This window comes from Pantoea sp. M_10, assembly GCF_008631515.1.
GTDB lineage: Bacteria > Pseudomonadota > Gammaproteobacteria > Enterobacterales > Enterobacteriaceae > Pantoea > Pantoea anthophila.
Genome location: NZ_VWUL01000003.1, coordinates 373181 through 397563, shown reverse-complemented (window position 1 = coordinate 397563; position 24383 = coordinate 373181). Strand labels below are relative to the sequence as shown.

Genomic DNA, 24383 nt, shown 5'->3' with positions numbered 1-24383 from the left:
TAGCTCCTGATTACTTCGCTTGCAGACGGAAGACGTCAATCAATTCAATAAAGTGGTCAAACAGCGGCGCAGCATCACCCGGTCCCGGGCTGGCTTCCGGGTGTCCCTGGAAGCTGAAGGCTGGCTTGTCAGTGCGGTGAATGCCCTGCACCGTTTTATCGAACAGCGAAATGTGGGTGACACGCAGGTTCGCGGGCAGATCGTTCTCATCGACGGCAAAACCGTGGTTCTGGGCGGTGATCATCACGCGATTATTGTCGAGATCCTTCACCGGATGGTTGCCGCCATGATGGCCAAGCTTCATCTTCACGGTCCGGGCTCCGCTGGCCAGCGCCAGCAGCTGATGACCCAGGCAGATACCGAACACCGGAATCTCGGTTTTCAGGAAGGCCTGAATCGCGCTGATGGCATAGTCACATGGCTCCGGGTCACCCGGGCCGTTGGAGAGGAAAATGCCATCCGGATTCATCTTCAGCACCTCTTCCGCCGGTGTCTGAGCCGGTACAACGGTCAGACGGCAGCCGCGGTCAACCAGCATACGCAGAATGTTGCGCTTAGCACCGTAATCGTAAGCCACCACATGATAAGGCAGGGCTTCCGCTGAGGATTGTTCCGGCAGGCCACTGCCCAGCGTCCAGCTGCCCTGCTGCCAGCTATAGGTTTCCGTCGTGCAGACCTCTTTCGCCAGATCCATCCCTTTCAGCCCGGGGAACGCCTGGGCTTTCTGCAGCGCCAGCGCGGCATCCGGATTATCACCGGCGATAATGCAGCCATTCTGAGCGCCTTTCTCACGCAGCAGACGCGTCAGCTTGCGGGTATCGATATCGGCAATGGCCACAATGTTGTTGCGCTGCAGGTAAGCGGAGAGTCCCTCTTCGCTTCGGAAGTTGCTGGCAATCAACGGCAGATCGCGGATGACCAGGCCCTGAGCATGAATCTGGCTTGATTCTTCATCAGCGGCGTTGGCACCGACATTACCGATATGGGGATAAGTGAGAGTAACGATTTGGCGGGAATAGGAAGGATCAGTGAGGATTTCTTGATAACCGGTCATTGAGGTATTGAAAACGACTTCCCCCACTGCCGACCCCGTTGCCCCGATGGCCCGACCGTGGAATTGGGTTCCGTCTTCCAGAACCAGGATTGCTGACTTAATCAAAACATCCTCCAGGGAATAAACAGTCATAATATCTGCATATTAATTCAAAATAGCCGCCTGAATCAATGCAAAAACCGCCTGAATTGTCGATTTTTGGCAAATTGCGCGCATTCTAATGATCACCCTGGGGCTTGTCTACCCTGAGGCCCGTTTTTTTCATCTTTATCTGACTTATGAGGCCAGAAACGGGCTTAAGCGGTAAAAACAGGAGAAAACCCGGCCGAATAATCGTTTGCCAGGCAGCAAAAATAAGAACCCGAGGTTGTCAGGCTGATTTTTTTGACCAAATGGTCAAAAATGGCATCTTAACGGAGATAAAACGCGCAAAAAGCGATAAAAATAGATGACTTAATCTGTTTTCAAGCCAGAGGAAGGATTTAAGACAAAATTAAGGGCAATAAAAATATTGCCCTTTTCCAATCAATTGGTTAACGATTGAAATAACCACATCACGATGGTTTACAACACGCACAACATCACAGATCCAGCACATCCCGCATATCAAACAGGCCTGCTTTCTTCTCTTTCAGCCACAATGCCGACTTAACCGCACCTTTTGCGAAGGTCATGCGGCTTGAGGCCTTGTGGGTTATCTCAACCCGTTCGCCAATATCCGCAAACATTGCCGTATGCTCACCGACGATGTCCCCGGCGCGCACCGTGGCAAAACCGATGGTCTGAGGCTGACGTTCGCCGGTGTGTCCTTCACGCGTATAAACCGCGTGCTCATCCAGTTTCCACTGCATCGCATCGGCAATCGCTTCACCCATCGCCAGTGCGGTGCCCGATGGCGCATCCACTTTGTGGCGATGGTGCGCTTCAGTAATCTCAATATCCGCATACTCCCCCATCACGCTGGCGGCTTTCTCCAGCAGCTTCAGCACCAGGTTGACGCCCACACTGAAGTTTGCGGCGAATACAATGGCGATATCTTCTGAGGCGGCGCGAATAGCTGCTTTGCCTGCGTCATCGAACCCTGTGGTGCCGATTACCATCGCTTTGCCGTGCTCACGGCAGATCGCCATATACTCCAGCGTGCCTTCCGGACGGGTAAAGTCGATCAGCACATCAAAGTCATCAATCACTGCACGTAAATCGTCAGCAATCAGGATGCCGTTTCTGCCGATGCCCGCTAACTCTCCGGCGTCGCTGCCGGTCAGCGATGAACCCGGACGGGCGAGCGCAGCACCCAGCTCCACGCCTTCAGCCTGCTGTGTCGCCTCAATCAGATTACGGCCCATACGGCCCGGCGCGCCCACAACGGCAATGCGGATATTCTTCATATTTATTCATTCCTAAAACAAAACTATGCATCCAAAGCGTCATCAGGTTAACGACGAGTTAACAGTCACGCCACTATTAATCAGGGATAATAAGAATTTTATGCAAGCCGCCTGCGATTATCAGTAAAAGCAATCGCCATGGCAAAAGATGGGCTTTTCATCGGCCGCTAAAAACAAAAAAGGCCGAACAGAGTCGGCCTTTTTATCAGGATTAACGTGCGGTTACTGCACGTTGCGCACCTCGACGCGCAGCTCTTTTGGCACTTCAAAGACGATGTTCTCTTCACGGCCAATCAGCTCGATCGCGGCTTCGCCGCCCAGCTCACGCAGTCGCTGAATCACCTGCTGCACCAGAATATCAGGCGCTGAGGCACCGGCGGTGACACCGATACAGGCCACGCCTTTGACCCACTCTTCCTGAATATCATCAGCAGAGTCGATCAGCTTCGCCAGCTTACCGGCGCGCTGCGCCAGTTCAGCCAGACGGTTCGAGTTGGAGGAGTTCTTCGACCCCACCACCAGTACCACCTCGGCATCTTTCGCCAGGGTGCGAACCGCTTCCTGGCGGTTGGTTGTGGCATAGCAGATATCATCTTTACGCGGCCCGATAATCGCCGGGAAGCGCTGACGCAGAGCATCGATGATGTCTGACGTATCATCCACTGACAGCGTGGTCTGCGTCATGAAGCTCAGGTTGTTTTCATCCTTTACCGTCAGCCGGAAAACATCTTCCGGAGACTCGACCAGATACATCCCGCCATTGGGGTTGTTGTACTGCCCCATGGTGCCTTCCACTTCCGGATGACCCGCATGACCGATCAGTATCGCCTCAACGCCTTTACGGCTGGCGCGCGCCACTTCCATATGCACTTTTGTCACCAGCGGACAGGTTGCATCAAACAGCATGGTCAGATTGCGCGCTTTGGCTTCTGCACGCACCGCCTGCGAAACACCGTGCGCAGAGAAGATCAGAATCGCGTTGTCCGGCACTTCACTGATCTCTTCAATGAAGATCGCCCCGCGCTCACGCAGGCTGTTGACCACGTAACGGTTATGCACCACTTCGTGACGCACGTAGATAGGCGCGCCATACATCTCCAGCGCGCGCTCAACGATACTGATGGCGCGATCAACACCGGCGCAGAAACCGCGCGGATTAGCTAACAGGATTTGCATCGTTCGCCTCCAGTGCCGGATCGATCTCCAGCACCTCTACATCAAACTGAATACGATGACCTGCCAGCGGATGGTTAAAATCCACGGTGATCGAATCACCGGAGACTTCACGGATCACGCCTGGCATTTCACTGCCGCCCATGCCGCTGAACAGCATGATGGCCCCCACTTCCGGTTCACCGGCATCGATAAAGTCACGACGCGAGAAATACTGGATCAGGTCAGGGCTGACGCCACCAAATGCCTCTTCCGGCGCCAGAGTGAACTGTTTAGTTTCACCCGCTTTCAGCCCCAGCAGCGCCTCTTCCAGTGCCGCTGAGAGGCTGCCATCACCGAGACGGAACAGCGCAGGCTTACCGTTTGCACGGGTCGATTCCGCCGTCGAGCCATCTTCCAGCTTCAGCGTAAAATGCACCAACACCGCGCTGTCGCGCTGTACGGACTCAGTCATCACTTACCCTTTCTGTTTAGCCTGTTTGCCGTTCGGGCTGAAAAAGCCCTCCAGCACCACCAATGCGGCACCAATACAGATGCCGCAGTCAGCGATATTAAATGTAGCGAAGTGCCAGTTACCGACATAAAAATCGATAAAATCGACCACAAAGCCATGCCAGGAGCGATCAAATAAATTGCCTATCGCACCGCCGATAATCAGGGCATACGCGATGTTTGAAATCTTCTGGCTGGCCTGATTGCGATACATCATCAGCACCAGTGAAACCACGATCGCCAGCGCAATACCGGCAAAGAACCAGCGCTGCCAGCCGCCTTTGTCCGCCAGGAAACTGAACGCCGCGCCATAGTTATGCGCATAGAACAGGTTCAGATAAGGCATCAGCGGCTGCGTTTCATGCAGCATCATGTTGTTCATCACCCACTGCTTACTGGCGAAGTCGACAACGATGACCACCAGCACCAGCCACAGCCAGCGCAATCCGGTTGAGAGTATAGGTTTACGCATCAGGCAAATTCACGCTGTTCACCGTCACCGGCTACGTTAGTGTAACAACGACCACAGACCGCAGCGTGCTCCGGATTCTGGCCGACGTCGGTAGTGTAATGCCAGCAGCGCTGACATTTCTCGCCTTCCGCCTTGTGCAGCGCAATTTTCAGACCTTTCAGCAGTTCGCTCTGCTGCGCTTCATCGTTTGCCAGCGCGTAATCAGCTACCTGGGCACCCGAGGTCAGCAGCACAAAGCGCAGCTCGTTGCCCAGCGCCTGCAGCTTAGCGGCCAGCTCCGCATCGGCATAGAGCGTCACGGTGGCTTCCAGTGCACCACCGATACGTTTGTCGGCACGCGCCTGCTCGATGACCTTGTTGACTTCGCCACGCACTTTCAGCAGCTCAGCCCAGTAGGCATCGTTCAGGGCTTCATCTTCCGCCAGGCCAAACAGACCCTGATACCACTCTTCGGTGAAGACATACTGCGCGCGTTCGCCAGGCAGATAGCCCCAGATCTCATCCGCGGTAAAGGACATGATCGGCGCCATCCAGCGTACCAGTGCTTCAACGATGTGCCACAGCGCGGTCTGACAGCTACGACGCGCCAGGCTGTCGCCCTTCGCGGTGTACTGGCGATCTTTGATGATGTCGAGATAAAAGCTGCCCATCTCAACAGAACAGAACTGCATCAGGCGCTGGATCACTTCATGGAAATCGTAGTTCTCATAAGAGGCGACGATATCGGCCTGCGCCGCCTGCGCACGTCCCACGGCCCAGCGATCCACCACGACCATCTCTTCCGGTTTCACCAGGTCGGTGGCCGGATTGAAGCCGTTAAGGTTCGCCAGCAGGAAGCGGGCGGTGTTACGGATACGGCGATAGGCATCGGCGGAACGCTTCAGGATCTCATCGGAGACCGCCATTTCACCCGAATAGTCGGTTGATGCCACCCACAGGCGCAGAATGTCAGCACCCAGTTTGTTCATCACATCCTGCGGCGACACGGTGTTGCCGATCGATTTCGACATTTTGCGGCCCTGACCATCCACGGTGAAACCGTGTGTCAGCACCTGACGATAAGGCGCTTTGCCTTTCATCGCAGTGCCGATCATCAGCGAGGACATAAACCAACCGCGATGCTGATCGGACCCTTCCAGATAGAGGTCCGGCGCCTGTCCTTCGAATTCCGGACGGGCATCCACGACGGAATAGCTGGTTGACCCGGAGTCGAACCAGACATCCAGGGTATCCGGAACCTTGACGTAATGATCGGCGTCATCGCCCATCAGCTCGCGCGGATCGAGATCCCACCAGGCCTGAATGCCATCCTGCTCAACACGCTGTGCCACTTTCTCCATCAGTGCCAGGGTATCCGGGTGCAGCTCTTCGCTCTCTTTATGAACGAACAGCGCCATCGGCACGCCCCAGGTACGCTGACGAGAGATACACCAGTCCGGGCGGTTCGCCACCATCGATTCAATACGCGCCTGACCCCAGTCCGGGATCCACTGCACGCCTTTGATCTCTTTCAGCGACTGCGCACGCAGGCCTTTCTGATCCATGCTGATGAACCACTGTGGCGTGGCACGGAAGATGATAGGCGTTTTGTGACGCCAGCAGTGCGGGTAGCTGTGCAGCAGTTTTTCAACGTGCAGCAGCGCCTGCTTCTCTTTCAGCAGCTCAACGATCATATCGTTGGCTTTAAAGACATTAACCCCATCCAGCGTCGGGTAAGTGCCTGGCAGATACGCGCCATCTGGCCCGACCGGGTTAGCGGTTTCGATGCCATATTTCTGGCCGATCACATAGTCATCCGGGCCGTGGCCGGGTGCCGTATGGACCGCACCGGTACCGGCGTCCAGCGTGACGTGTTCGCCTAGCACCACTTTCGACTGAATCTGCTCAAGGAACGGATGCTGGAACAGCTGCAGCTCCAGCGCGGCACCTTTGCATTCGCCCAGCACCTGCCATTCGCTGACACCGGCACGCTTCATCACGCTTTCCACCAGCTCTTTTGCCAGGATCAGGGCACGGCCCTCGATCTGGATCAGCTGATAGTCAAATTCCGGATGCAGAGAGATGGCGCGGTTAGCGGGCAGCGTCCACGGGGTGGTGGTCCAGATAACCAGTGAAATCGGGCCGTTGACCGCGGTGACGCCGAACGCCTGACGCACCGCGTCGGCATCGACGGCGTTGAACATCACATCAATCGACGGTGAAGTCTTGTCGTAATATTCCACTTCCGCTTCGGCCAAGGCAGAACGGCAATCCAGGCACCAGTGCACCGGCTTCGCGCCCTTGTGCAGGTGACCGTTGCCGATGATTTTACCCAGCGCACGGATGATGTTGGCTTCCGTGTTGAAGTCCATGGTCAGGTAAGGACGATCCCAGTCGCCCAGTACGCCCAGACGGATAAAGTCTGCTTTCTGGCCTTCAACCTGTTCTGCCGCATATTTGCGGCACGCTTCGCGGAATTCTGCCGCCGTGACTTTCTCGCCCGGCTTGCCGATCATCTGCTCAACTTTATGCTCGATAGGCAGACCGTGACAGTCCCAGCCCGGCACATAGGGCGCGTCATAGCCCGCCATGCCTTTCGACTTAACGATAATGTCTTTCAGAATCTTGTTAACTGAGTGACCGATATGAATGCTGCCGTTCGCATAAGGAGGGCCATCATGCAGGATAAAGGTTTTTTTCCCCTTTTTGGCTTCGCGGATAACGCCATACAGGTTGTCGGCATACCAGCGTTGCAACATTCCCGGTTCGCGTTTGGCCAGATCGCCACGCATCGGGAATCCCGTTTCCGGCAAATTCAGGGTAGATTTATAGTCACTCATCAGATTCTCGATTCCGTTTTTCGCTCAGGTTAAAGCAGCCCAAAGAACTGCCGGGCCGTTACCACATCATTCGCAATTTGTTCTTTCAACGCCTCCAGTGAGGCAAAGCGCTGCTCGTTTCGTATTTTCTGTTTCAGCACCACATCAATGTGACGACCATAAAGATTGATATTGATGTCGAGCAGGTGAACTTCAAGCTGCTGGCGTAAACCTTTTACCGTCGGACGGGTGCCGATGTTCGCCACGCCCGGCAGCGGCTCCGGCGTCAGCCCTTCCACTTCCACCGCATAGACCCCTTTCACCGGCGACACGCTGCGGCGCAAAGGCAGGTTGGCGGTTGGGAAGCCCAGCGTGCGTCCCAGTGCATCACCGTGCACGACGCGGCCGGAAATCGTGAAAGGATGGCCTAACAACGACTGCGCCAGCGCTAAATCATCGGCGGCCAGCGCCTGGCGCACGGCGGTGCTGCTGATGCGCTTTCCGCCCTCACAGAAGGTTTCGGTGCTGATAACCTCGAAGCCATACTCCACACCGGCTTTCTGCAATAACCGGAAATCCCCCTGGCGACCGGCGCCAAAGCGGAAATCATCGCCCACCGCAAGGTATCTGACGTCAAGCTTTTCAACCAGCAGGTCGCTGATAAAACGCTGGGCGGATAACGCCGCAAAGCGACGGTCAAACCGCACGCAGAGCACCTTATCGACGCCGGCTTCAGCCAGGTAGCGCAGTTTTTCACGCAGGCGCGTCAGGCGAGCCGGGGCTTTATCGCCAGCAAACAGCTCCAGCGGCTGTGGTTCGAAGACCATGACCACCACCGGCAGATTACGTTTGCGTCCCTCTTCACACAGCCGGGCCATCAGTGCCTGATGCCCGCGGTGTACGCCATCGAAATTACCAATGGTCAGAACGCAGCCGCGATGCTGCTCGTTAAGATTATGAATACCGCGGATAAACTTCATGGCTGACCCAAACCGGTGGAAATCGGCGGATTATACCCTTGAAACCGGTTCAGGTTAACCCGTCAGCACGCCTTTCATGCTTAACGCGCTGCATTTCCTGTTACAGAAGCACGTGTTGAGAATTTTGTCGCGAAATACTGTATTCAGGAAGGCGAAGCTGGTAGAATCTTGCGCCATCAAATACGTAACCGAGTGCTGCTCATAGAGCGACGCTTATTTGCACAAATCCATTGACAAAATCAGGTTGGAAGGGCATAGTCCTCGGCCTTTGATTTGTCTCTATAGAACACATTTGGGAGTTGGACCTTGGCTAATATCAAATCAGCTAAGAAACGCGCCGTAACATCTGAGAAACGCCGTAAGCATAACGCTAGCCGCCGCTCTATGATGCGTACCTTCGTTAAGAAAGTATACGCGGCGATCGCTTCAGGCGACAAAGCTGCTGCGCAGAACGCATTCAATGAAATGCAACCAATCGTGGACCGTCAGGCTGCTAAAGGTCTGATCCACAAAAACAAAGCTGCACGTTATAAAGCAAACCTGACTGCACAGATCAACAAACTGGCTTAATCGCCTGTTGTTTATCGCTTTGTTGAAAGAACCGGCGCTTACGCCGGTTTTTTTTCGCCTGTCATTTGCCGCACCGCCACTCCTCGTGAGGGTAATGCAACGCGAAAAAAGGAGGCTCTCGCCTCCTCTCTCTTAACGCAGCCTGACCCGTAACAGGCTATATCCCAATACGGCGGAGAGCAGAGAACCGGTCAGAATCCCCAGCTTAGAGAACGTCACCAGCTGCTCATGGGCGGCATCAAAGGCCAGTGAACTGATAAATATCGACATCGTGAAGCCGATACCGCACAGCACGCCGATCGCCATGATATCGCGGATGGTGGTGCCACCAGGCAATACCGCCAGCCGCAATCTGACGGCCAGCCAGCAGAAGAGCGTAATGCCCAGGGGTTTGCCGATTAACAGTCCAAAGATGATGCCTGCCGGTTCCGGTGACAGGATATCGCCCAGCGTAATACCGGCGAGGGAAATACCGGCATTGGCAAAGGCAAACAGCGGCAGAATCAGCCAGTTCACCCACGGCATCAGGCCGTGCGCCAGATGCTCTGCTGGCGAGTGCCCCTCTCTCTTCTCCAGCGGCACAAAGAAGCCCACGATAACGCCTGCCAGCGTTGCATGAACACCCGACTTAAGGACGGCGGTCCAGAGCACAATGCCCACCAGAATGTAGATCGAGATTTTGCGGACGTTGAAGTAATTCAGCAGGGCCAGCACCACAATCGCCGCTGCCGCCACGCCCAGAGAGAGCATCGACAGGCCGCTGGTATAGAACAGGGCGATAATCACAATCGCCCCCAGGTCATCGATAATCGCCAGCGCCATCAGAAAAACTTTCAGCGCAGCAGGAACCCGGCTGCCGAGCAGGGCCAGCACCCCCAGTGCAAACGCGATATCCGTTGCCGTGGGAATCGCCCAGCCGTTGCGGGCAATCTCATCACCGTGGTTGAAAGCCAGAAAGATCAGGGCGGGCAGCGCCATGCCTCCCAGGGCTGCGATAACCGGAAAGATTGCCTTCTCCCGGCTTGCGAGTTCACCGACCCTCAGCTCGCGCTTCACCTCCAGCCCAATCAGCAGGAAAAACAGCGCCATCAGCGCATCGTTTATCCATAACAGCAGATTTTTGCTGATATCCAGCGCACCAAAGCGGATCTGGACAGGCTCATTCAGTAACGCCTGATAGCCTTCGGCCGTCGCAGCGGTATTGGCGAGGATCATGGCCGCCACGGCCGCCAGGATTAATATCATGCCGTTACTGGCATCACTTTCAATGAAGCTCCTGAGGAGGTTTCTGAGTTTCCGAGGCTTATTCAACGTTTATCTTCCTGATCGGCGAGTGAAAGTGAATAAGTGTAACGACTCATATCGCCCGTTAACAGCAGCTTGTGCCCGGCGTTGTCGCTCGCATTGACCGGATCATCCGCAGGCCCGGCTACGCTGCGGGGCAGTCGGTGTGCAGCATCCCTGATCAGAGGCCAAAAAAAACGGAGCCCAGGGCTCCGTTTTATCTTTCCCGGTTTATCGGGTCAGGTCGTCAAAGAATTTTTTCACACCGTCGAAAAAGCTCTTGGAGCGCGGGCTATTGTGCTCGCCGCTCGGACCGCCAAAACTCTCTTCCAGTTCACGCAGCAGCGACTTCTGTTTCTCGTTCAGGCTGACCGGTGTTTCCAACACGACACGACACAACAGGTCACCAACCGCACCACCGCGGACAGATTTCACGCCGCGTCCGCGCATGCGGAACAGCTTGCCGGTCTGGGTCTCTGACGGCACTTTCAGCTTCACGCGTCCATCCAGCGTCGGCACTTCAATCTCGCCGCCCAGCGCCGCCATCGCAAAGTTAATCGGCACTTCGCAGTAGAGGTTGTTCTCTTCACGTTCGAAAATCGGATGTTTCTTCACCGAAACCTGAACGTAGAGATCGCCCGCTGGTGCGCCCTGCTCACCCGCTTCGCCTTCTCCGCTCAGACGGATACGATCGCCGGTGTCGACCCCGGCCGGAATTTTCACTGACAGCGTTTTCGACTTCTCAACGCGACCGTGACCGTGACAGGCGTTGCACGGATCTTTAATCACCGAGCCGCGACCGTGGCAGGTCGGACAGGCCTGCTGAACGGTGAAAAAGCCCTGGCGCATCTGCACCTGGCCTGCACCGTGACAGGTCGAACAGGTTTGTGGCTGCGTGCCCGGTTTCGCGCCGCTGCCGTGGCAGACATCACACTCTTCCAGCGTTGGAATGCGGATCTCTTTGGTCACGCCGCGTACCGCTTCTTCCAGCGTCAGCTCCATGTTGTAGCGTAAATCGGCGCCGCGGGATGCGCGCTGACGGCGTCCACCACCAAAGATGTCACCGAATACGTCGCCAAAGATATCGCTGAAGTCTGCACCGCCGCCGCCAAAGCCGCCGCCGCCGAATCCACCGCCACCCATGCCGCCCTGTTCAAAGGCTGCATGACCATATTGATCGTAGGCCGCACGCTTCTGCGCATCGGTCAGGATTTCGTACGCTTCTTTAGCCTCTTTGAATTTGGCTTCGGCTTCTTTATCTCCGGGATTACGATCCGGGTGAAATTTCATTGCCAGGCGTTTGTACGCCTTTTTGATTTCACGCTCGTCCGCGGATTTGGCGACGCCTAAAATCTCGTAGTAATCACTCTTCGCCATGTTTATTTAGCCCTTAACATGATCGCACGGGCGTGGAGAGATCTCCGACGCCCGTGCTGGTTTCAACGGCTGTCAGGCCAGCCGTCGCGCCCGGTCAGGGGCAATTATTTCTTGTTGTCTTTTACTTCTTCGAATTCAGCATCGACAACGTCGTCATCTTTCTTCGCTGACGCATCACCGGCATCGGCTGCACCTGCCTGAGACTGCTGTGCGGCTTCCATCAGTTTGCCGGACACTTCCATCAGCGCCTGCATTTTGGCGTCGATTTCCGCTTTGTCTTCGCCTTTCAGCGCAGTTTCCAGCGCGGCCAGTGCGGCTTCGATTGGTGCTTTGTCGTCTGCTGACAGTTTATCGCCGGCTTCTTCCAGCTGCTTACGCGTGCTGTGGGCAATCTGATCGCCCTGGTTGCGCGTCTGTACCAGCTCTTCGAACTTACGGTCAGCTTCTGCGTTCGCTTCCGCATCACGCACCATTTTTTCGATCTCTTCGTCGTTCAGACCGGAAGAGGCTTTAATGGTGATTTTCTGCTCTTTACCACTGTTCTTATCTTTCGCCGACACATGCAGGATACCATCCGCATCGATGTCGAAGGTGACTTCGATCTGCGGCATACCGCGAGGCGCAGCCTGGATACCGTCAAGGTTGAACTGGCCCAGTGACTTGTTGTCATTGGCGCGCTTACGCTCACCCTGCAGCACATGAATGGTCACGGCTGACTGGTTATCTTCAGCAGTCGAGAAGACCTGGCTGTGCTTGGTCGGGATGGTGGTGTTTTTGCTGATCAGCGACGTCATCACGCCCCCCATGGTTTCGATACCCAGTGACAGCGGGGTTACGTCCAGCAGCAGCACGTCTTTCACGTCGCCACCCAGTACACCACCCTGAACCGCAGCACCGACAGCAACGGCTTCGTCCGGGTTCACATCTTTACGTGGCTCTTTACCAAAGAACTCGGTGACTTTCGCCTGAACCAGTGGCATACGGGTCTGACCACCGACCAGGATAACGTCATTGATGTCAGAAACCGACAGGCCAGCATCCTGCAGCGCAACTTTCAGTGGCGCGATTGAGCGAGCAACCAGATCTTCAACCAGTGACTCCAGCTTAGAGCGGGTCACTTTGATGTTCAGGTGCTTAGGACCGGTCGCATCTGCAGTGATGTACGGCAGGTTAACGTCGGTCTGCTGAGCAGAAGAGAGCTCGATTTTCGCTTTCTCTGCGGCTTCTTTCAGACGCTGCATCGCCAGAGGATCGTTGTGCAGATCGATGCCCTGATCTTTCTTAAATTCAGCTACCAGATAGTTAATCAGACGGCTGTCGAAGTCTTCACCACCCAGGTGGGTATCACCGTTGGTTGCCAGAACTTCAAAGGTTTTTTCGCCATCAACTTCATCGATCTCGATGATGGAGATATCGAAGGTACCGCCACCCAGGTCATACACGGCGATGGTGCGGTTACCCTGACCTTTGTCCAGGCCGTAGGCCAGTGCAGCAGCGGTTGGTTCGTTAATGATACGCTTAACTTCCAGACCCGCGATGCGGCCTGCATCTTTGGTCGCCTGGCGCTGTGCATCGTTAAAGTATGCCGGAACGGTGATCACCGCTTCGGTCACTGGCTCACCGAGGTAATCTTCGGCGGTCTTTTTCATTTTCTTCAGCACTTCAGCTGAAATCTGCGGCGGTGCCATTTTCTGGCCTTTCACTTCCAGCCAGGCGTCGCCGTTGTCAGCGCTGGCGATTTTGTACGGCATGATTTTAATATCACGCTGAACTTCTTCGTCCTGGAAGCGACGACCGATCAGACGCTTAATTGCGAACAGGGTATTCTGCGGGTTGGTCACTGCCTGACGTTTAGCCGGTTGACCGACCAGAATTTCGCCATCCTGTGTGTACGCAATAATTGAAGGCGTGGTGCGATCGCCCTCGGCATTTTCCAGCACGCGTGCTTTGGTGCCATCCATGATCGCAACACAAGAGTTGGTTGTACCCAGGTCAATACCAATAATCTTACCCATCTAAACATCTCCCACTTAAATTCGTTGCCAATTTGGGTTGTGAACCTTTTATGTGGGCGGGTTGTTTGCATTCAACCTGCCAGCACATGCTTTTTTTCCAACGTTCACAACGCTCGATGAGAAGTAAATGGGGCCGCTTCGATGCGCATCAAGGGTTAAACCAAAAAAAATTTTCACCTCTGGCCCGGTCGGGATCAAAGAACCCAGGCAGAACGCTGAATATGATGCGCCGCTCCGCTCGATGGAGTGAAGCGGAGCGCTTTTTATCATCAACGTTTACTGACCGCCGAGGAACTATGGCAAATTCAACACTGGCCAACCCTGCCCCGCTGGGATTAATGGGATTTGGCATGACAACGGTTTTACTTAACCTGCACAACGCGGGCCTGTTCACGATGGACGTCGCGATTCTGGCCATGGGGATTTTTTATGGTGGGATTGCGCAGGTGCTGGCAGGCCTGCTGGAGTTTAAAAAGAATAACACCTTTGGGCTGACGGCCTTTACCTCTTACGGGATGTTCTGGTTAAGCTTTGTGGCGATTCTGCTGCTGCCGGAAATGGGCCTCGCGAATGCCCCCGACGAACGTTTTCTGGGGGCCTGGCTGCTTCTGTGGGGCATCTTCACGCTGTTTATGTTTGTCGGCACGCTGAAAGGTGCGCGGATGCTGCAGTTTGTTTTCGCCACGCTCACGCTGCTGTTTCTGCTGCTGGCCGTAGCGCATCTGATGCATCTGCCTGGGCTGGTCACCACGGCAGGCTGGGTTGGCCTTCTCTGCGGCGCCAGCGCCTGCTATCTGGCCATGGGGGAAGTGCTGAACGAAACCTTTGGCCGTACCGTTCTGCCGACGGGCGAGAAGCCCCATCACGCATAATATGACGCGGAGTCAGGCTCCGCGTCCTCTCACTACAGCGAATTAACCCCCTGATGCAGTTCTGGCTCGTGGCTGATATCACGCCGCAGCCAGATCCCCGTCACCAGTCCCACCAGCGCCAGTGCCATCACATACCAGCATGGGGCCATCACCGACACATTCATCAGCAGCGACACAAAAATCGGTGTCAGGCCGCCGAAAATCGCATAGGCGAGATTGTAGGAGAAGGAGATACCGGTAAAACGAACTTCCGCCGGAAAGGCACGCACCATCACGAACGGGACGGCGCCCACGGCGCCAACGCTGAGGCCGGCCAGTCCATACAGCAGGAAGAGCTGCTGCGGATAGAGTGCAGTCAGATGATAAAACTGCCAGCAGCAGATCGCCAGCAGCAGGCTGCCGACACACAGCGTGCGGCTGGCACCGAAGCGATCGGCCGCCAGGCCGGCAATAAGACAGCCGAAGCAGAGCATGACGGTGGCCAGGCTGTTGGCCTGCAGCGTCAGCGCAGGCGCAATGCCCAGCTGTTTTTGCAGCCAGACCGGGGACATCAGGATCACCACCACAATGCAGGCGGAGAGCAGCCAGGTCAGCAGCATGGAAATGACGACCGATTTTTTATGTTCAGCCAGCACGGTTTTCAGCGGCAGCTTACTGGAGAGCGCTTTACGCTGCTGCATCTCCACAAACACCGGCGTCTCATGCAGCCAGCGGCGCAGCACCATCGCGCCCAGCCCGAACAGGCCGCCGAGGAAGAACGGAATGCGCCAGCCGCCATCATGAATCGCCTGGGGTGAGAGTGAGGTATTGATCAGCGTTGCCACCAGCGACCCCAGTAAAATCCCGATGGTCAGCCCGGCCGTCAGTGTGCCACAGGCGATACCGATGCGTTTATAGGGCACATGCTCAGCGACAAACACCCAGGCTCCCGGCACCTCGCCACCAATCGCCGCCCCCTGCAGCATCCGCATCAGCAGCATCAGTAACGGTGCGGCAACGCCGATGGTCTGCCAGGTGGGAAGCGCGCCCATCATCAATGTCGGCAGCGCCATCAGCATAATGCTCAGGCTGAACATCTTCTTACGCCCCACTTTATCGCCAAAGTGGGCCATCACGATGCCGCCCAGCGGACGTGCCAGATAGCCGGCGGCAAAAATGGCAAAGGTCTGCAGCTGGCGCAGCCACTCGGGAATATTGGCGGGGAAAAAGAGTTCGCCAATCACGGTGGCGAAGAAGACAAAAATGATGAAGTCGTAAAATTCCAGCGCGCCGCCCAGTGCGGCCAGCGCCAGGGTTCTGTAATCCTTACCGGTCAGACGCTGCGTAGAGGTCAGGTTCATAATAGTCCAGAGGCAAAAGATCGGGTTGTAAAGATCTAATTACTATACCGTCAATCTTTTGCCACACCAGCCGGGCTATAGCTTATGCCTGAAATGGACAATATTTAGTTATTTATCTCACGTATCGCGCTTTTAGGCCGAAATGCTGCTACCACGTCGCGATGGGTTTCGACATACGGCCCTTCCAGTAGCTGTAAACAATAAGGTACAGAGGCAAAAATACCGTGGACTTTGACGTTGCCCTGCTCATCTTTCAGCCCCTCCAGTGTCTCCCTGATCGACTTTGGCTGACCAGGCAGATTGAGGATCAGTGACTGCTTACGGATCACGCCAACCTGACGCGACAGAATCGCGGTCGGCACAAACTGCAGGCTGATCTGGCGCATCTGCTCACCGAATCCGGGCATCTCCCGATCGGCGACGGCTAAGGTGGCGTCGGGAGTGACGTCGCGCCGGGCCGGGCCGGTGCCGCCAGTGGTCAGCACCAGATGGCAAAAGCGTTCATCGACCAGCTCGCAAATCGCCTGCTCAATCATCGGCTGCTCGTCCGGCACCAGTCGGGACTCCATTTCGAACGGGCTGCTGATGGCCGTGCTGAGCCAGCTCTCCAGCGCGGGAATCCCCTGATCCTGATAGATGCCGTTCGCGGCGCGATCGGAAACCGAGATCAGGCCAATGCGTAATGTATTCATGGTTAGCTTCGCTGTGAATGACCGCGGTGCGGTGGAATAAAAGGGGAATAGCCGAAAGGATAATACAAAGTGAAAGGGTCGGAAAAGGGAAAACCGTGACGGCCTGCGCCGTCACGATCGGAGGATTACAGCAGTTCTGCCAGCATCTTCTCAAGTTTGCCCTGATCAACGGCAAAGTTGCGGATGCCTTCTGCCAGCTTCGCCACCGCCATCGGATCCTGGTTGTGCTGCCACAGGAACTCAGACTCGGTCATGCGGGCCGGGCGTGCTTTCACTTCACCGCTGTAGCTCAGCTTACGCTCCAGGGTTCCTTCGCTCTCGGCCAGCTCTTTCAGCAGCGCAGGCGAAATGGTCAGACGGTCACAGCCAGCCAGCTCGATGATTTCGCCGGTGTTACGGAAGCTGGCGCCCATCACGACGGTTTCATAGCCGTGCTGCTTGTAGTAGTTGTAGATTTCAGAAACAGAAACCACGCCTGGATCTTCGTGTGCTGCGTACTCTTTTTTGTCGGTGTTGGCTTTGTACCAGTCGAGAATACGGCCCACAAACGGAGAGATCAGGAAGACGCCCGCTTCGGCACAGGCACGCGCCTGAGCGAAGGAGAACAGCAGCGTCAGGTTACAGTTGATGCCCTCTTTTTCCAGCTGCTCTGCGGCGCGGATACCCTGCCAGGTTGAGGCCAGTTTGATCAGGATGCGGTCATTGCTGATACCGGCATCGTTGTAGAGTTTGATCAGACTACGGGCTTTATTGATGCTGCCTTCGGTGTCGTAAGAGAGACGCGCATCCACTTCGGTCGAAATACGGCCCGGGATCAGTTTGAGAATTTCCAGACCAATGTTTACGGCCAGCTTGTCAGAAACCAGCTGCAGCTGCTCATCTTTATCGCTGCTCTGCTCACGCGCCCAGCCGATCGCTTCATCGATCAGTTTACGGTATTCAGGGATTTGTGCGGCGTTAAGAATCAGAGAAGGGTTAGTCGTGGCATCCTGCGGCTGATACAGCTTCATGGCTGCGATATCACCGGTGTCGGCAACGACGGTGGTGAGCTGACGCAGGGAGGTAAGTTTGTCCGTCATGTTCTTTTCTCTTAGTTAACTGTCAGTGTGAAAAAAGGCTGTTGCGATAATATCACGCGCCAACGGTGGCGCAAGGTCAGGGAATGCCGTTTACGATAGCGCGAACAAATAGGTGTGATTCGTCATTCTTTGCGGCTTTTTTGCTACACTGCGGAGCCTGATAAGCCGCCAATATCCTGTTAAAGCAGGCATTAAACGAGGAAGCAACTATGTTGATGGTGATCTCTCCCGCCAAGACGCTGGATTATGACAGCCCGCTGGCGACAACCCGCTATACCCAGCCTGCGCTGTTAGAAAAGTCACAACAGCTGATTGAGATTGCGCGTGACCTGTCACCGGCCAGCATCGCCTCGTTAATGGGCATCAGCGACAAACTGGCGCACCTGAATGCCGAGCGTTTTAACAGCTGGCAGCCCGACTTCTCGCCGCAGAATGCCCGCCAGGCGATTCTGGCGTTTAAAGGCGATGTTTATACCGGTTTGCAGGCGGAGACGTTCAGCGATCAGGATTTCGATTTTGCCCAGCAGCACCTGCGCATGCTGTCTGGCCTGTATGGCGTGCTGCGTCCACTCGATCTTATGCAGCCTTACCGACTGGAGATGGGCATTCGGCTGGCGAATCCGGCAGGTAAAGATCTCTATACCTTCTGGGGTGACCTCATCACCGAAACGCTGAACGCCGCACTGGCGGAACAGGGCGACAACGTTCTGATCAACCTCGCCTCGGATGAATATTTCCGGGCGGTCAGACCGAAAGCGTTACAGGCGCAGATGATTAAGCCGGTGTTCCTGGATGAGAAAAATGGCAGCTACAAAGTTATCAGCTTCTACGCCAAAAAGGCGCGCGGCCTGATGAGTCGCTATGTGATTCAGGAGCGCCTGACAAAGCCGGAGCAGCTTAAGGCGTTTGATCTGGAAGGCTACCGTTTTGATGCAGCCAGCAGCAGCGAAAGCGAGCTGGTGTTCAAGCGCGCGGAGCAGTAGCCCCGCGCGTCTTCTCTTTCCCGCAGCCGGGAAAGATTATTTCAGCAGAAATGCCCGCAGCGCGGCAAAGTCCGCCTGCATCTGATGTGACAACAGCGGGAGTTCCGCACGCTCCGCCAGCTCCGGCGGCAGCGTCAGGGTCTGCTCAAGGATCGCTTCCACGCTTTCACGGAATTTGGCCGGATGGGCGGTGCCGAGGAACAGGCCATACTCGCCCTCCTGCAGCTGATCGCGCAGCAGACGCCAGGCGATGGCGGCGTGAGGCTCAGAAATGTAGCCAATCTCAGCCAGTTCACGCATGGCGGCACGGGTGGTTTCGTCAGAGACCGCACCGCAGGCCAGGTCGGTCAGCCGCCAGGTTTTACGGCGGAACAGCTCTTCCACACGCGGCCAGTTGTTCGGCTGGCTGACATCCATCGCATTCGACAGGGTCGCGACCGTCTGGTTAGGCTGCCACTCGCCGTTTCCGAGGAAGCGCGGCACCGTGTCATTGGCGTTAGTGGCGGCGATAAAGCGCTTGATCGGCAGCCCCAGTGATTTCGCCAGCAGACCCGCCGTTAAATCCCCGAAGTTGCCGCTTGGCACGGAAACCACCAGCTGATTGCGTTTTTCCTGCGGCAGCTGCGCCACCGCTTCAAAGTAGTAGCAGATCTGCGCCAGCAGGCGGCTGATGTTGATGGAGTTAGCTGAGTTCAGGCCAATCGTCTTTTTCAGCGCTTCATCATCGAACGCCTGCTTGACCAGCGCCTGACAGGCATCGAAATCGCCGTCGATGGCGATAGTTTCGATGTTGCCGCCCAGCGTACAGAAGAGTTTCTCCTGCAGCGGGCTGATCTTGCCCTGTGGATAGAGGATCACCACACGCACATTCTCCATGCCGTAGAAGGCGTGGGCCACGGCCGCACCGGTATCACCGGAGGTCGCGGTCAGAATCGTGATCTGCTCGTCTGAACCGGAAACATAGGAGAGCATCTGCGCCATAAAACGGCCGCCGAAATCTTTAAACGCCAGCGTCGGGCCGTGGAACAGCTCCAGACAGGCCACATCTTCACTGACCGCTTTGACCGGTGCCGGAAACGCAAACGCAGCTTTAACACGCTCATGCAGCTGTTCGGCCGGGATCTCATCACCAATATAAGCCGACAGAATTTTGCTGCTGCGGCTGACAAAATCCATCTCCAGCATCGCGTCGATGTCTGTCAGTTCAAACTCCGGCAGTTCCAGCGGAAAGAACAGACCCTGCTGTGATCCCAGACCCTGTTTCACCGCCTGGGCGAAGCTGACCTGCTCGTTGTGATCCTTAAGATTGTAGAGTTTCATGCGTTATCCCAATTGTCGTGCGCCAGCCGTGTCGAGACGGCAGATATGGACGAAGCCTTCATCGTTCTGCAGATAGTGCTGGCTCAGCCAGTCAGCCATCCGCTGTGCCGTTTCCATCTGATTGCAAACGGCGAAAAGTGTCGGACCAGAGCCTGAGATACCGCACGCCAGTGCGCCGATATCTTTGGCCGCCTGTCGCGCCTCGGCGAAGCCCGGCAGCAGTCTGGTGCGATAAGGTTCAGCAATGACATCCTGCATAAGTTTAGCGGCCAGCAGCGGCTGACGCGTATGGCAGGCATGAATGAAGCCCGCCAGCAGGCGGCCATGCTTGATGCACTCCTCTTTGCGGTACTGCGCCGGTAAAATCGCGCGCGCTTCGGCGGTCGAGACTTTAATGCCCGGATAGGCCATGACCCACAGCCAGTCATCAAAGCCGGGCACGGCCTGGCTGATAATCTCATTCTCCTGTAGCATCAGCTGAATGCCCCCGAGGAAGCAGGGCGCGACGTTATCGTAATGAACGCTGCCGGAGATACGTCCTTCTAGTTCGCCCATCAGCGTCAGCAGGGTGCTGTCATCGAGGGGCTTACCGCAGAATTCATTCATCGCGACCAGACCGGCCACCACCGAACAGGCGCTGGAGCCCAGCCCGGAGCCGATGGGCATGTTCTTCTCCAGCGTCATCGCCACCGGGATCTCTTTGCCCACCGCCTCGCAGAAGCGCTGCCAGCACTGATAAACGATGTTCTCTTTGGGATCGGCGGGCAGCTTACTGACAAAACGTCCGGCGTTGGTCAGTGAAAAGTGCTCTGCCGCCTCCACGGAGACGCAGTCACCCAGCAGGGAACCATCCACCGGCGAAACCGCCGCGCCCAGCACATCGAAGCCGACGCTGACGTTACCAATCGAGGCCGGTGCGTAAATTTTTACCATTTTTAAACTCCCAACTTCCATGACAGCGTGCGCAGCAGGTCGGCAAAGACACCGGCCGCTGTCACATCATTTCCTGCACCGTACCCGCGCAGCACCATCGGGATCGGCTGATAGTAGCGGCTGTAAAATGCCAGCGCATTCTCGCCATTTTTCACCTTAAAGAGCGGATCGTTGCTGTCTACGGCGTCAATTCTGACTTTACAGACGCCGCCCTCTTCGATCACGCCGACATAGCGCAACACTTTACCCGCATCACGCGCCTGCGCAACCCGCGCGGCAAAGGCGTTGTCCAGCTCAGGCAGGCGCTGCATAAACTGCTCAACGTCTGCAATGTCGGTCAGGCTGGCGGGCAGCAGCGGCTCAATTTCAATATCCGTCAGCTCCAGCTGATGACCCGCTTCGCGCGCCAGGATCAGCAGCTTACGCGCCACGTCTGTGCCGGCGAGATCGTCACGCGGATCGGGTTCGGTAAAGCCCATCTCCCGCGCCATCTGAGTCGCCTGAGACAGGGAGACGCCTTCATCCAGCTTGCCGAAGATAAAGGAGAGCGAGCCAGACAGAATGCCGGAGAAGCGCAGCAGCTCATCACCCGCGTTCATCAGGTTCTGCAGGTTTTCGATCACCGGCAGACCGGCACCGACGTTAGTATCATAAAGGAATTTGCGGCGCGATTTGGCCGCGGCGGCACGCATCTGCTGGTAGTAGTTCCAGGATGAGGTGTTAGCCTTTTTGTTCGGCGTCACCACGTGGAAACCTTCGCTGAGAAAATCGGCATACTGATCGGCGACCGCCTGGCTGGAGGTACAGTCCACAATCACCGGATTAAGCAGATGATACTCTTTGACCAGCCGGGTCAGGCGCGCCAGATTGAAAGGCTCTTTGGCTTCGCTTAATGCCGCTTCCCAGTGGCTCAGATCGATGCCGTGAACATTCGTTAACAGCGCATGCGAGTTGGCGATGCCGCAGACCCGCAGGTCGATATGCTTCTGCTTCAGCCACGCCTGCTGGCGATGTAACTGATCCAGCAGCGCACCGCCGACGCCGCCGACGCCCACCACAAAGACTTCGATAACCTGATCGGTGGCGAACAGCATCTGATGCACCACGCGCACCCCGGTGATCACTTCATCGTTGTTAACCACGACGGAGATGGAACGTTCAGAGGAGCCCTGCGCAATCGCCACGATATTGATGTTGGCGCGCGCCAGCGCCGAGAAGAATTTGGCTGAGATGCCGCGCAGGGTGCGCATGCCATCGCCCACCACCGAGATCACCGCCAGATTTTCAATGATATCCAGCGGGTCCAGCAGGCCATCTTTCAGCTCCAGATAGAACTCCTCTTCCAGCACCTGACGCGCCCGCGCCAGCTCGCTCTGCGGCACGCAGAAACTGATACTGTATTCAGACGAGGATTGGGTGATCAGCACCACGGAAATGCCGGTGCGCGACATCGCCGCAAACACCCTGGCCGCCATTCCGACCATCCCTTTCATGCCGGGACCGGAGACGTTAACCATCGCCATGTTATTCAGGTTGGTGATGCCTTTCACCGGATTCTCATCCTGCTCGCCTTCTGCCCCAATCAGGGTGCCGGGCGCCTGCGGATTGGCGGTGTTTTTGATCAGGCACGGGATCTGGAACTGTGCGATAGGCGCAATGGTGCGGGGATGCAGCACCTTGGCGCCGAAATAGGAGAGCTCCATCGCTTCCTGATAGGACATCGATTTCAGCAGGCGCGCATCCGGCACCTGACGCGGATCGCAGGTATAGACGCCATCGACATCGGTCCAGATTTCACAGCAGTCGGCGCGCAGACAGGCGGCCAGTACGGCCGCCGAGTAGTCTGAGCCATTACGGCCCAGCACCACCAGCTCACCACGCTCGTTGCCGGCGGTAAAGCCCGCCATCAGGATCATATTCTGCGGCGGGATCTGGCTGGCTTCGATGCGACGGGTCGATTCGGCGATGTCGACGGTGGACTCCAGGTAGTGACCGACAGCGAGCAGCTTCTCTACCGGATCGATCACGCTGACCTCATGACCGCGTGCCTGCAGCAGCGCTTCCATAATGGCAATCGAGAGTTTTTCACCGCGGCAGATGATCGCCGCATTGACGCTGTCCGGGCACTGCCCCAGCAGGCTGATGCCGTGCAGCACCTGCTTCAGCTGCGCAAACTCCAGGTCCACGCGGGTTTTCAGCCGCTCATATTCAAAGCCAGGCTGTGACTCAGCGAGCCCCTGCAGCAGCTCGCTGAAGATGCGCTCAGCGTCGCTGATATTCGGCAAAGCGTCCTGACCACTGATGGTTTTTTCAATCATCGCCACCAGGTGGTTAGTGATCTTTGCTGGCGCAGAGAGCACGGTTGCAACCTGTCCTTGTTGCGCATTACTTTCCAGAATGTCAGCGACGCGAAGAAACCGTTCCGCATTCGCTACCGAGGTCCCGCCGAATTTCAGCACTCGCATGATATAAACTCTCCTGAATTTAAGCCGAAAAAAAAGCCCGCACTGGTTAGGTGCGGGCTTTTTTTCTGTTTTTCCTGTATGCGTCAGCCCGCACCGTTACCTGTGGTAATGGTGATGGTAATAATTGTGGTGTTCAGGCTGATTTTACGCATTGAGATTTTTTTCTGTCTGTCTTTGTCTGTCCGTCTGGCATCCAGAAGTAAAGCAAAGCGCACATTAAGTCAACCCGATTTGTCCGGCGGGCCCGTTTCCCTGACTGCGCAGAGCCACCGGCGAAATCGTAAAACGCTCTTTGATCGTTTGCGATGCTGAACTTCTCTGCGATCTGTTACTGCAAAATCAGATTTTCGCCGAGGATTAATCTGCGAGTTTTTTTTCAATATCGTGCAGCAGACGATGCAGCATCGCCGTGTCGCGCTGTTCCAGCAGCCCCACCCGCTGATCGATCCAGTCAGAGAGTTTCTCATCATCACTCACCTCCAGCTGCGCCAGCAGCTGATGCAAGCGCTGCCGCAGCGCCTGCAACTGCTGCCCGTCTGCGGCGGCGGTAAGCGGAGCCTCAACCTGATTCAGCTTCGACAATTGATAGCAGTAGACCATCACCGCCTGGCCGAGATTGAGTGACGGATAGTCATTCGCCATCGGGATGCCGGTCAGCAGATCGACCTGCTCCAGCTCCTCATTGGTCAGCCCGCTGTCTTCGCGGCCAAATACCAGCGCCATACTCTTTACCCACTGACGCTTCTCCAGCAGCTGTGTTTCAACCTGCTCTGGCGTGGCGTAGTAGCGAAACTTTGCCCGGCTGCGCGCAGTGGTGGCGACGGAGAAGTCGATGTCAGCTAATGCGTCAGCCAGCGTTGCAAACGTCTGGACGTTATCGAGGATCTCACCCGCGCCATGCGCGACCCGGCGCGCGGCCGGGTCCTGCCAGGCGTCGCTGGCGACAATGCGCAGCTGGCTGAAGCCCATGGTTTTCATGGCGCGCGCCGCAGCGCCGATATTTTCTGGCCGCGCGGGCGAGACGAGAATCAGGGGGAAGAGCATATTTATTCCATTGGTCCATTTACATAACGCCATATTAACATGACTGTTCAGG

At 56.2% G+C, this 24383-nt stretch carries 21 protein-coding genes and 1 other annotated feature; of the genes, 3 read left to right on the top strand and 18 right to left on the bottom strand.

Annotated features, from left to right (window positions below):
- Positions 1-10 precede the first annotated feature (10 nt).
- From carA to ribF, 7 genes are all read right to left on the bottom strand, one after another.
- A complete protein-coding gene (carA, locus tag F3I47_RS11685) occupies positions 11-1159 on the bottom strand; it encodes a glutamine-hydrolyzing carbamoyl-phosphate synthase small subunit (RefSeq protein ID WP_150028646.1) in 1149 nt (382 codons plus the stop codon).
- Positions 1160-1635: 476 nt separating this feature from the next.
- Positions 1636-2442: a 4-hydroxy-tetrahydrodipicolinate reductase gene (gene dapB, locus F3I47_RS11680; protein ID WP_009092207.1), complete on the bottom strand. Its 807-nt coding sequence runs from the start codon at positions 2440-2442 to the stop codon at positions 1636-1638.
- A gap of 222 nt (positions 2443-2664) precedes the next feature.
- A complete protein-coding gene (gene ispH / locus F3I47_RS11675; protein WP_010253724.1) occupies positions 2665-3618 on the bottom strand; it encodes a 4-hydroxy-3-methylbut-2-enyl diphosphate reductase in 954 nt (317 codons plus the stop codon).
- Entirely contained in the window at positions 3599-4069 is a 471-nt protein-coding gene (fkpB, locus tag F3I47_RS11670) for an FKBP-type peptidyl-prolyl cis-trans isomerase (protein ID WP_009092210.1), read from the bottom strand. Before fkpB ends, ispH begins: the two co-directional genes overlap by 20 nt.
- A gap of 3 nt (positions 4070-4072) precedes the next feature.
- On the bottom strand, positions 4073-4579 hold the full coding sequence (gene lspA, locus F3I47_RS11665; RefSeq protein WP_009092212.1) for a signal peptidase II: 507 nt from the start codon (positions 4577-4579) through the stop codon (positions 4073-4075).
- Positions 4579-7398, bottom strand: coding sequence for an isoleucine--tRNA ligase (gene ileS, locus F3I47_RS11660; RefSeq protein WP_046101192.1), 2820 nt, complete (start codon positions 7396-7398; stop codon positions 4579-4581). The genes lspA and ileS overlap by 1 nt, the downstream gene beginning before the upstream one ends.
- Positions 7399-7427: 29 nt before the next feature.
- Positions 7428-8357 carry a bifunctional riboflavin kinase/FAD synthetase gene (ribF, locus tag F3I47_RS11655; protein ID WP_009092217.1) on the bottom strand — a complete coding sequence of 310 codons (930 nt, stop codon included), beginning with the start codon at positions 8355-8357 and terminating at the stop codon, positions 7428-7430.
- Positions 8358-8663: 306 nt separating this feature from the next.
- On the opposite strand from ribF, the gene rpsT reads away from it, so the two are divergent.
- Positions 8664-8927, top strand: a complete 264-nt coding sequence (gene rpsT / locus F3I47_RS11650) for a 30S ribosomal protein S20 (RefSeq protein WP_006117633.1) — start codon at positions 8664-8666, stop codon at positions 8925-8927.
- Positions 8928-9059: 132 nt separating this feature from the next.
- Here rpsT and nhaA read toward each other — a convergent pair whose 3' ends face one another.
- The 3 genes from nhaA to dnaK all read right to left on the bottom strand — a co-directional run bounded on the left by nhaA (position 9060) and on the right by dnaK (position 13603).
- Positions 9060-10238: a Na+/H+ antiporter NhaA gene (nhaA, locus tag F3I47_RS11645; RefSeq protein WP_033736405.1), complete on the bottom strand. Its 1179-nt coding sequence runs from the start codon at positions 10236-10238 to the stop codon at positions 9060-9062.
- A 204-nt stretch (positions 10239-10442) separates the two neighbouring features.
- The gene (gene dnaJ / locus F3I47_RS11640; RefSeq protein WP_150028647.1) at positions 10443-11588 is read right to left on the bottom strand and encodes a molecular chaperone DnaJ; all 1146 of its coding nucleotides are present in this window, start codon (positions 11586-11588) and stop codon (positions 10443-10445) included.
- Positions 11589-11692: 104 nt separating this feature from the next.
- Positions 11693-13603, bottom strand: coding sequence for a molecular chaperone DnaK (gene dnaK / locus F3I47_RS11635; protein ID WP_009092227.1), 1911 nt, complete (start codon positions 13601-13603; stop codon positions 11693-11695).
- 296 nt (positions 13604-13899) lie between these two features.
- Between dnaK and satP the strand changes: the two genes are divergently transcribed.
- Positions 13900-14475 carry an acetate uptake transporter gene (gene satP / locus F3I47_RS11630; RefSeq protein ID WP_046101190.1) on the top strand — a complete coding sequence of 192 codons (576 nt, stop codon included), beginning with the start codon at positions 13900-13902 and terminating at the stop codon, positions 14473-14475.
- A gap of 32 nt (positions 14476-14507) precedes the next feature.
- Here the strand turns inward: satP and F3I47_RS11625 are convergent, their stop codons facing one another.
- From F3I47_RS11625 to tal, 3 genes are all read right to left on the bottom strand, one after another.
- Complete coding sequence (locus F3I47_RS11625) at positions 14508-15815, bottom strand: MFS transporter (protein ID WP_150028648.1); 1308 nt, start codon at positions 15813-15815, stop codon at positions 14508-14510.
- Between the two features lie 104 nt (positions 15816-15919).
- Positions 15920-16507 carry a molybdopterin adenylyltransferase gene (gene mog / locus F3I47_RS11620; protein WP_009092232.1) on the bottom strand — a complete coding sequence of 196 codons (588 nt, stop codon included), beginning with the start codon at positions 16505-16507 and terminating at the stop codon, positions 15920-15922.
- Positions 16508-16632: 125 nt separating this feature from the next.
- Complete coding sequence (tal, locus tag F3I47_RS11615; protein ID WP_009092233.1) at positions 16633-17586, bottom strand: transaldolase; 954 nt, start codon at positions 17584-17586, stop codon at positions 16633-16635.
- Between the two features lie 209 nt (positions 17587-17795).
- Here tal and yaaA point away from each other — a divergent pair, with 209 nt between their 5' ends.
- A complete protein-coding gene (yaaA, locus tag F3I47_RS11610) occupies positions 17796-18569 on the top strand; it encodes a peroxide stress protein YaaA (RefSeq protein ID WP_046101187.1) in 774 nt (257 codons plus the stop codon).
- Positions 18570-18605: 36 nt separating this feature from the next.
- On the opposite strand, the gene thrC is transcribed toward yaaA, so the two are convergent.
- The 5 genes from thrC to F3I47_RS11585 all read right to left on the bottom strand — a co-directional run bounded on the left by thrC (position 18606) and on the right by F3I47_RS11585 (position 24331).
- Entirely contained in the window at positions 18606-19889 is a 1284-nt protein-coding gene (thrC, locus tag F3I47_RS11605) for a threonine synthase (RefSeq protein ID WP_046101186.1), read from the bottom strand.
- A 3-nt stretch (positions 19890-19892) separates the two neighbouring features.
- A complete protein-coding gene (gene thrB, locus F3I47_RS11600) occupies positions 19893-20822 on the bottom strand; it encodes a homoserine kinase (protein WP_058957752.1) in 930 nt (309 codons plus the stop codon).
- Positions 20823-20824: 2 nt separating this feature from the next.
- Positions 20825-23287 (bottom strand): bifunctional aspartate kinase/homoserine dehydrogenase I, encoded by a 2463-nt coding sequence (thrA, locus tag F3I47_RS11595; protein WP_009092237.1) that lies wholly within the window; start codon positions 23285-23287, stop codon positions 20825-20827.
- A gap of 26 nt (positions 23288-23313) precedes the next feature.
- Positions 23314-23432 (bottom strand) — a sequence feature (Thr leader region).
- The gene (gene thrL, locus F3I47_RS11590) at positions 23371-23439 is read right to left on the bottom strand and encodes a thr operon leader peptide (protein WP_111209051.1); all 69 of its coding nucleotides are present in this window, start codon (positions 23437-23439) and stop codon (positions 23371-23373) included. Its footprint overlaps the feature before it by 62 nt.
- A 205-nt stretch (positions 23440-23644) precedes the next feature.
- Positions 23645-24331 (bottom strand): tRNA/rRNA methyltransferase, encoded by a 687-nt coding sequence (locus F3I47_RS11585; protein WP_009092238.1) that lies wholly within the window; start codon positions 24329-24331, stop codon positions 23645-23647.
- Between the last annotated feature and the right edge of the window lie 52 nt (positions 24332-24383).

Coding starts and splice junctions, on each gene's coding strand:
- dapB (WP_009092207.1), bottom strand. CDS start 2,442: ATGAAGAATATCCGCATTGCCGTTGTGGGCGCGCCGGGCCGTATGGGC.
- ispH (WP_010253724.1), bottom strand. CDS start 3,618: ATGCAAATCCTGTTAGCTAATCCGCGCGGTTTCTGCGCCGGTGTTGAT.
- fkpB (WP_009092210.1), bottom strand. CDS start 4,069: ATGACTGAGTCCGTACAGCGCGACAGCGCGGTGTTGGTGCATTTTACG.
- lspA (WP_009092212.1), bottom strand. CDS start 4,579: ATGCGTAAACCTATACTCTCAACCGGATTGCGCTGGCTGTGGCTGGTG.
- ileS (WP_046101192.1), bottom strand. CDS start 7,398: ATGAGTGACTATAAATCTACCCTGAATTTGCCGGAAACGGGATTCCCG.
- ribF (WP_009092217.1), bottom strand. CDS start 8,357: ATGAAGTTTATCCGCGGTATTCATAATCTTAACGAGCAGCATCGCGGC.
- dnaJ (WP_150028647.1), bottom strand. CDS start 11,588: ATGGCGAAGAGTGATTACTACGAGATTTTAGGCGTCGCCAAATCCGCG.
- dnaK (WP_009092227.1), bottom strand. CDS start 13,603: ATGGGTAAGATTATTGGTATTGACCTGGGTACAACCAACTCTTGTGTT.
- satP (WP_046101190.1), top strand. CDS start 13,900: ATGGCAAATTCAACACTGGCCAACCCTGCCCCGCTGGGATTAATGGGA.
- F3I47_RS11625 (WP_150028648.1), bottom strand. CDS start 15,815: ATGAACCTGACCTCTACGCAGCGTCTGACCGGTAAGGATTACAGAACC.
- mog (WP_009092232.1), bottom strand. CDS start 16,507: ATGAATACATTACGCATTGGCCTGATCTCGGTTTCCGATCGCGCCGCG.
- tal (WP_009092233.1), bottom strand. CDS start 17,586: ATGACGGACAAACTTACCTCCCTGCGTCAGCTCACCACCGTCGTTGCC.
- yaaA (WP_046101187.1), top strand. CDS start 17,796: ATGTTGATGGTGATCTCTCCCGCCAAGACGCTGGATTATGACAGCCCG.
- thrC (WP_046101186.1), bottom strand. CDS start 19,889: ATGAAACTCTACAATCTTAAGGATCACAACGAGCAGGTCAGCTTCGCC.
- thrB (WP_058957752.1), bottom strand. CDS start 20,822: ATGGTAAAAATTTACGCACCGGCCTCGATTGGTAACGTCAGCGTCGGC.
- thrA (WP_009092237.1), bottom strand. CDS start 23,287: ATGCGAGTGCTGAAATTCGGCGGGACCTCGGTAGCGAATGCGGAACGG.
- F3I47_RS11585 (WP_009092238.1), bottom strand. CDS start 24,331: ATGCTCTTCCCCCTGATTCTCGTCTCGCCCGCGCGGCCAGAAAATATC.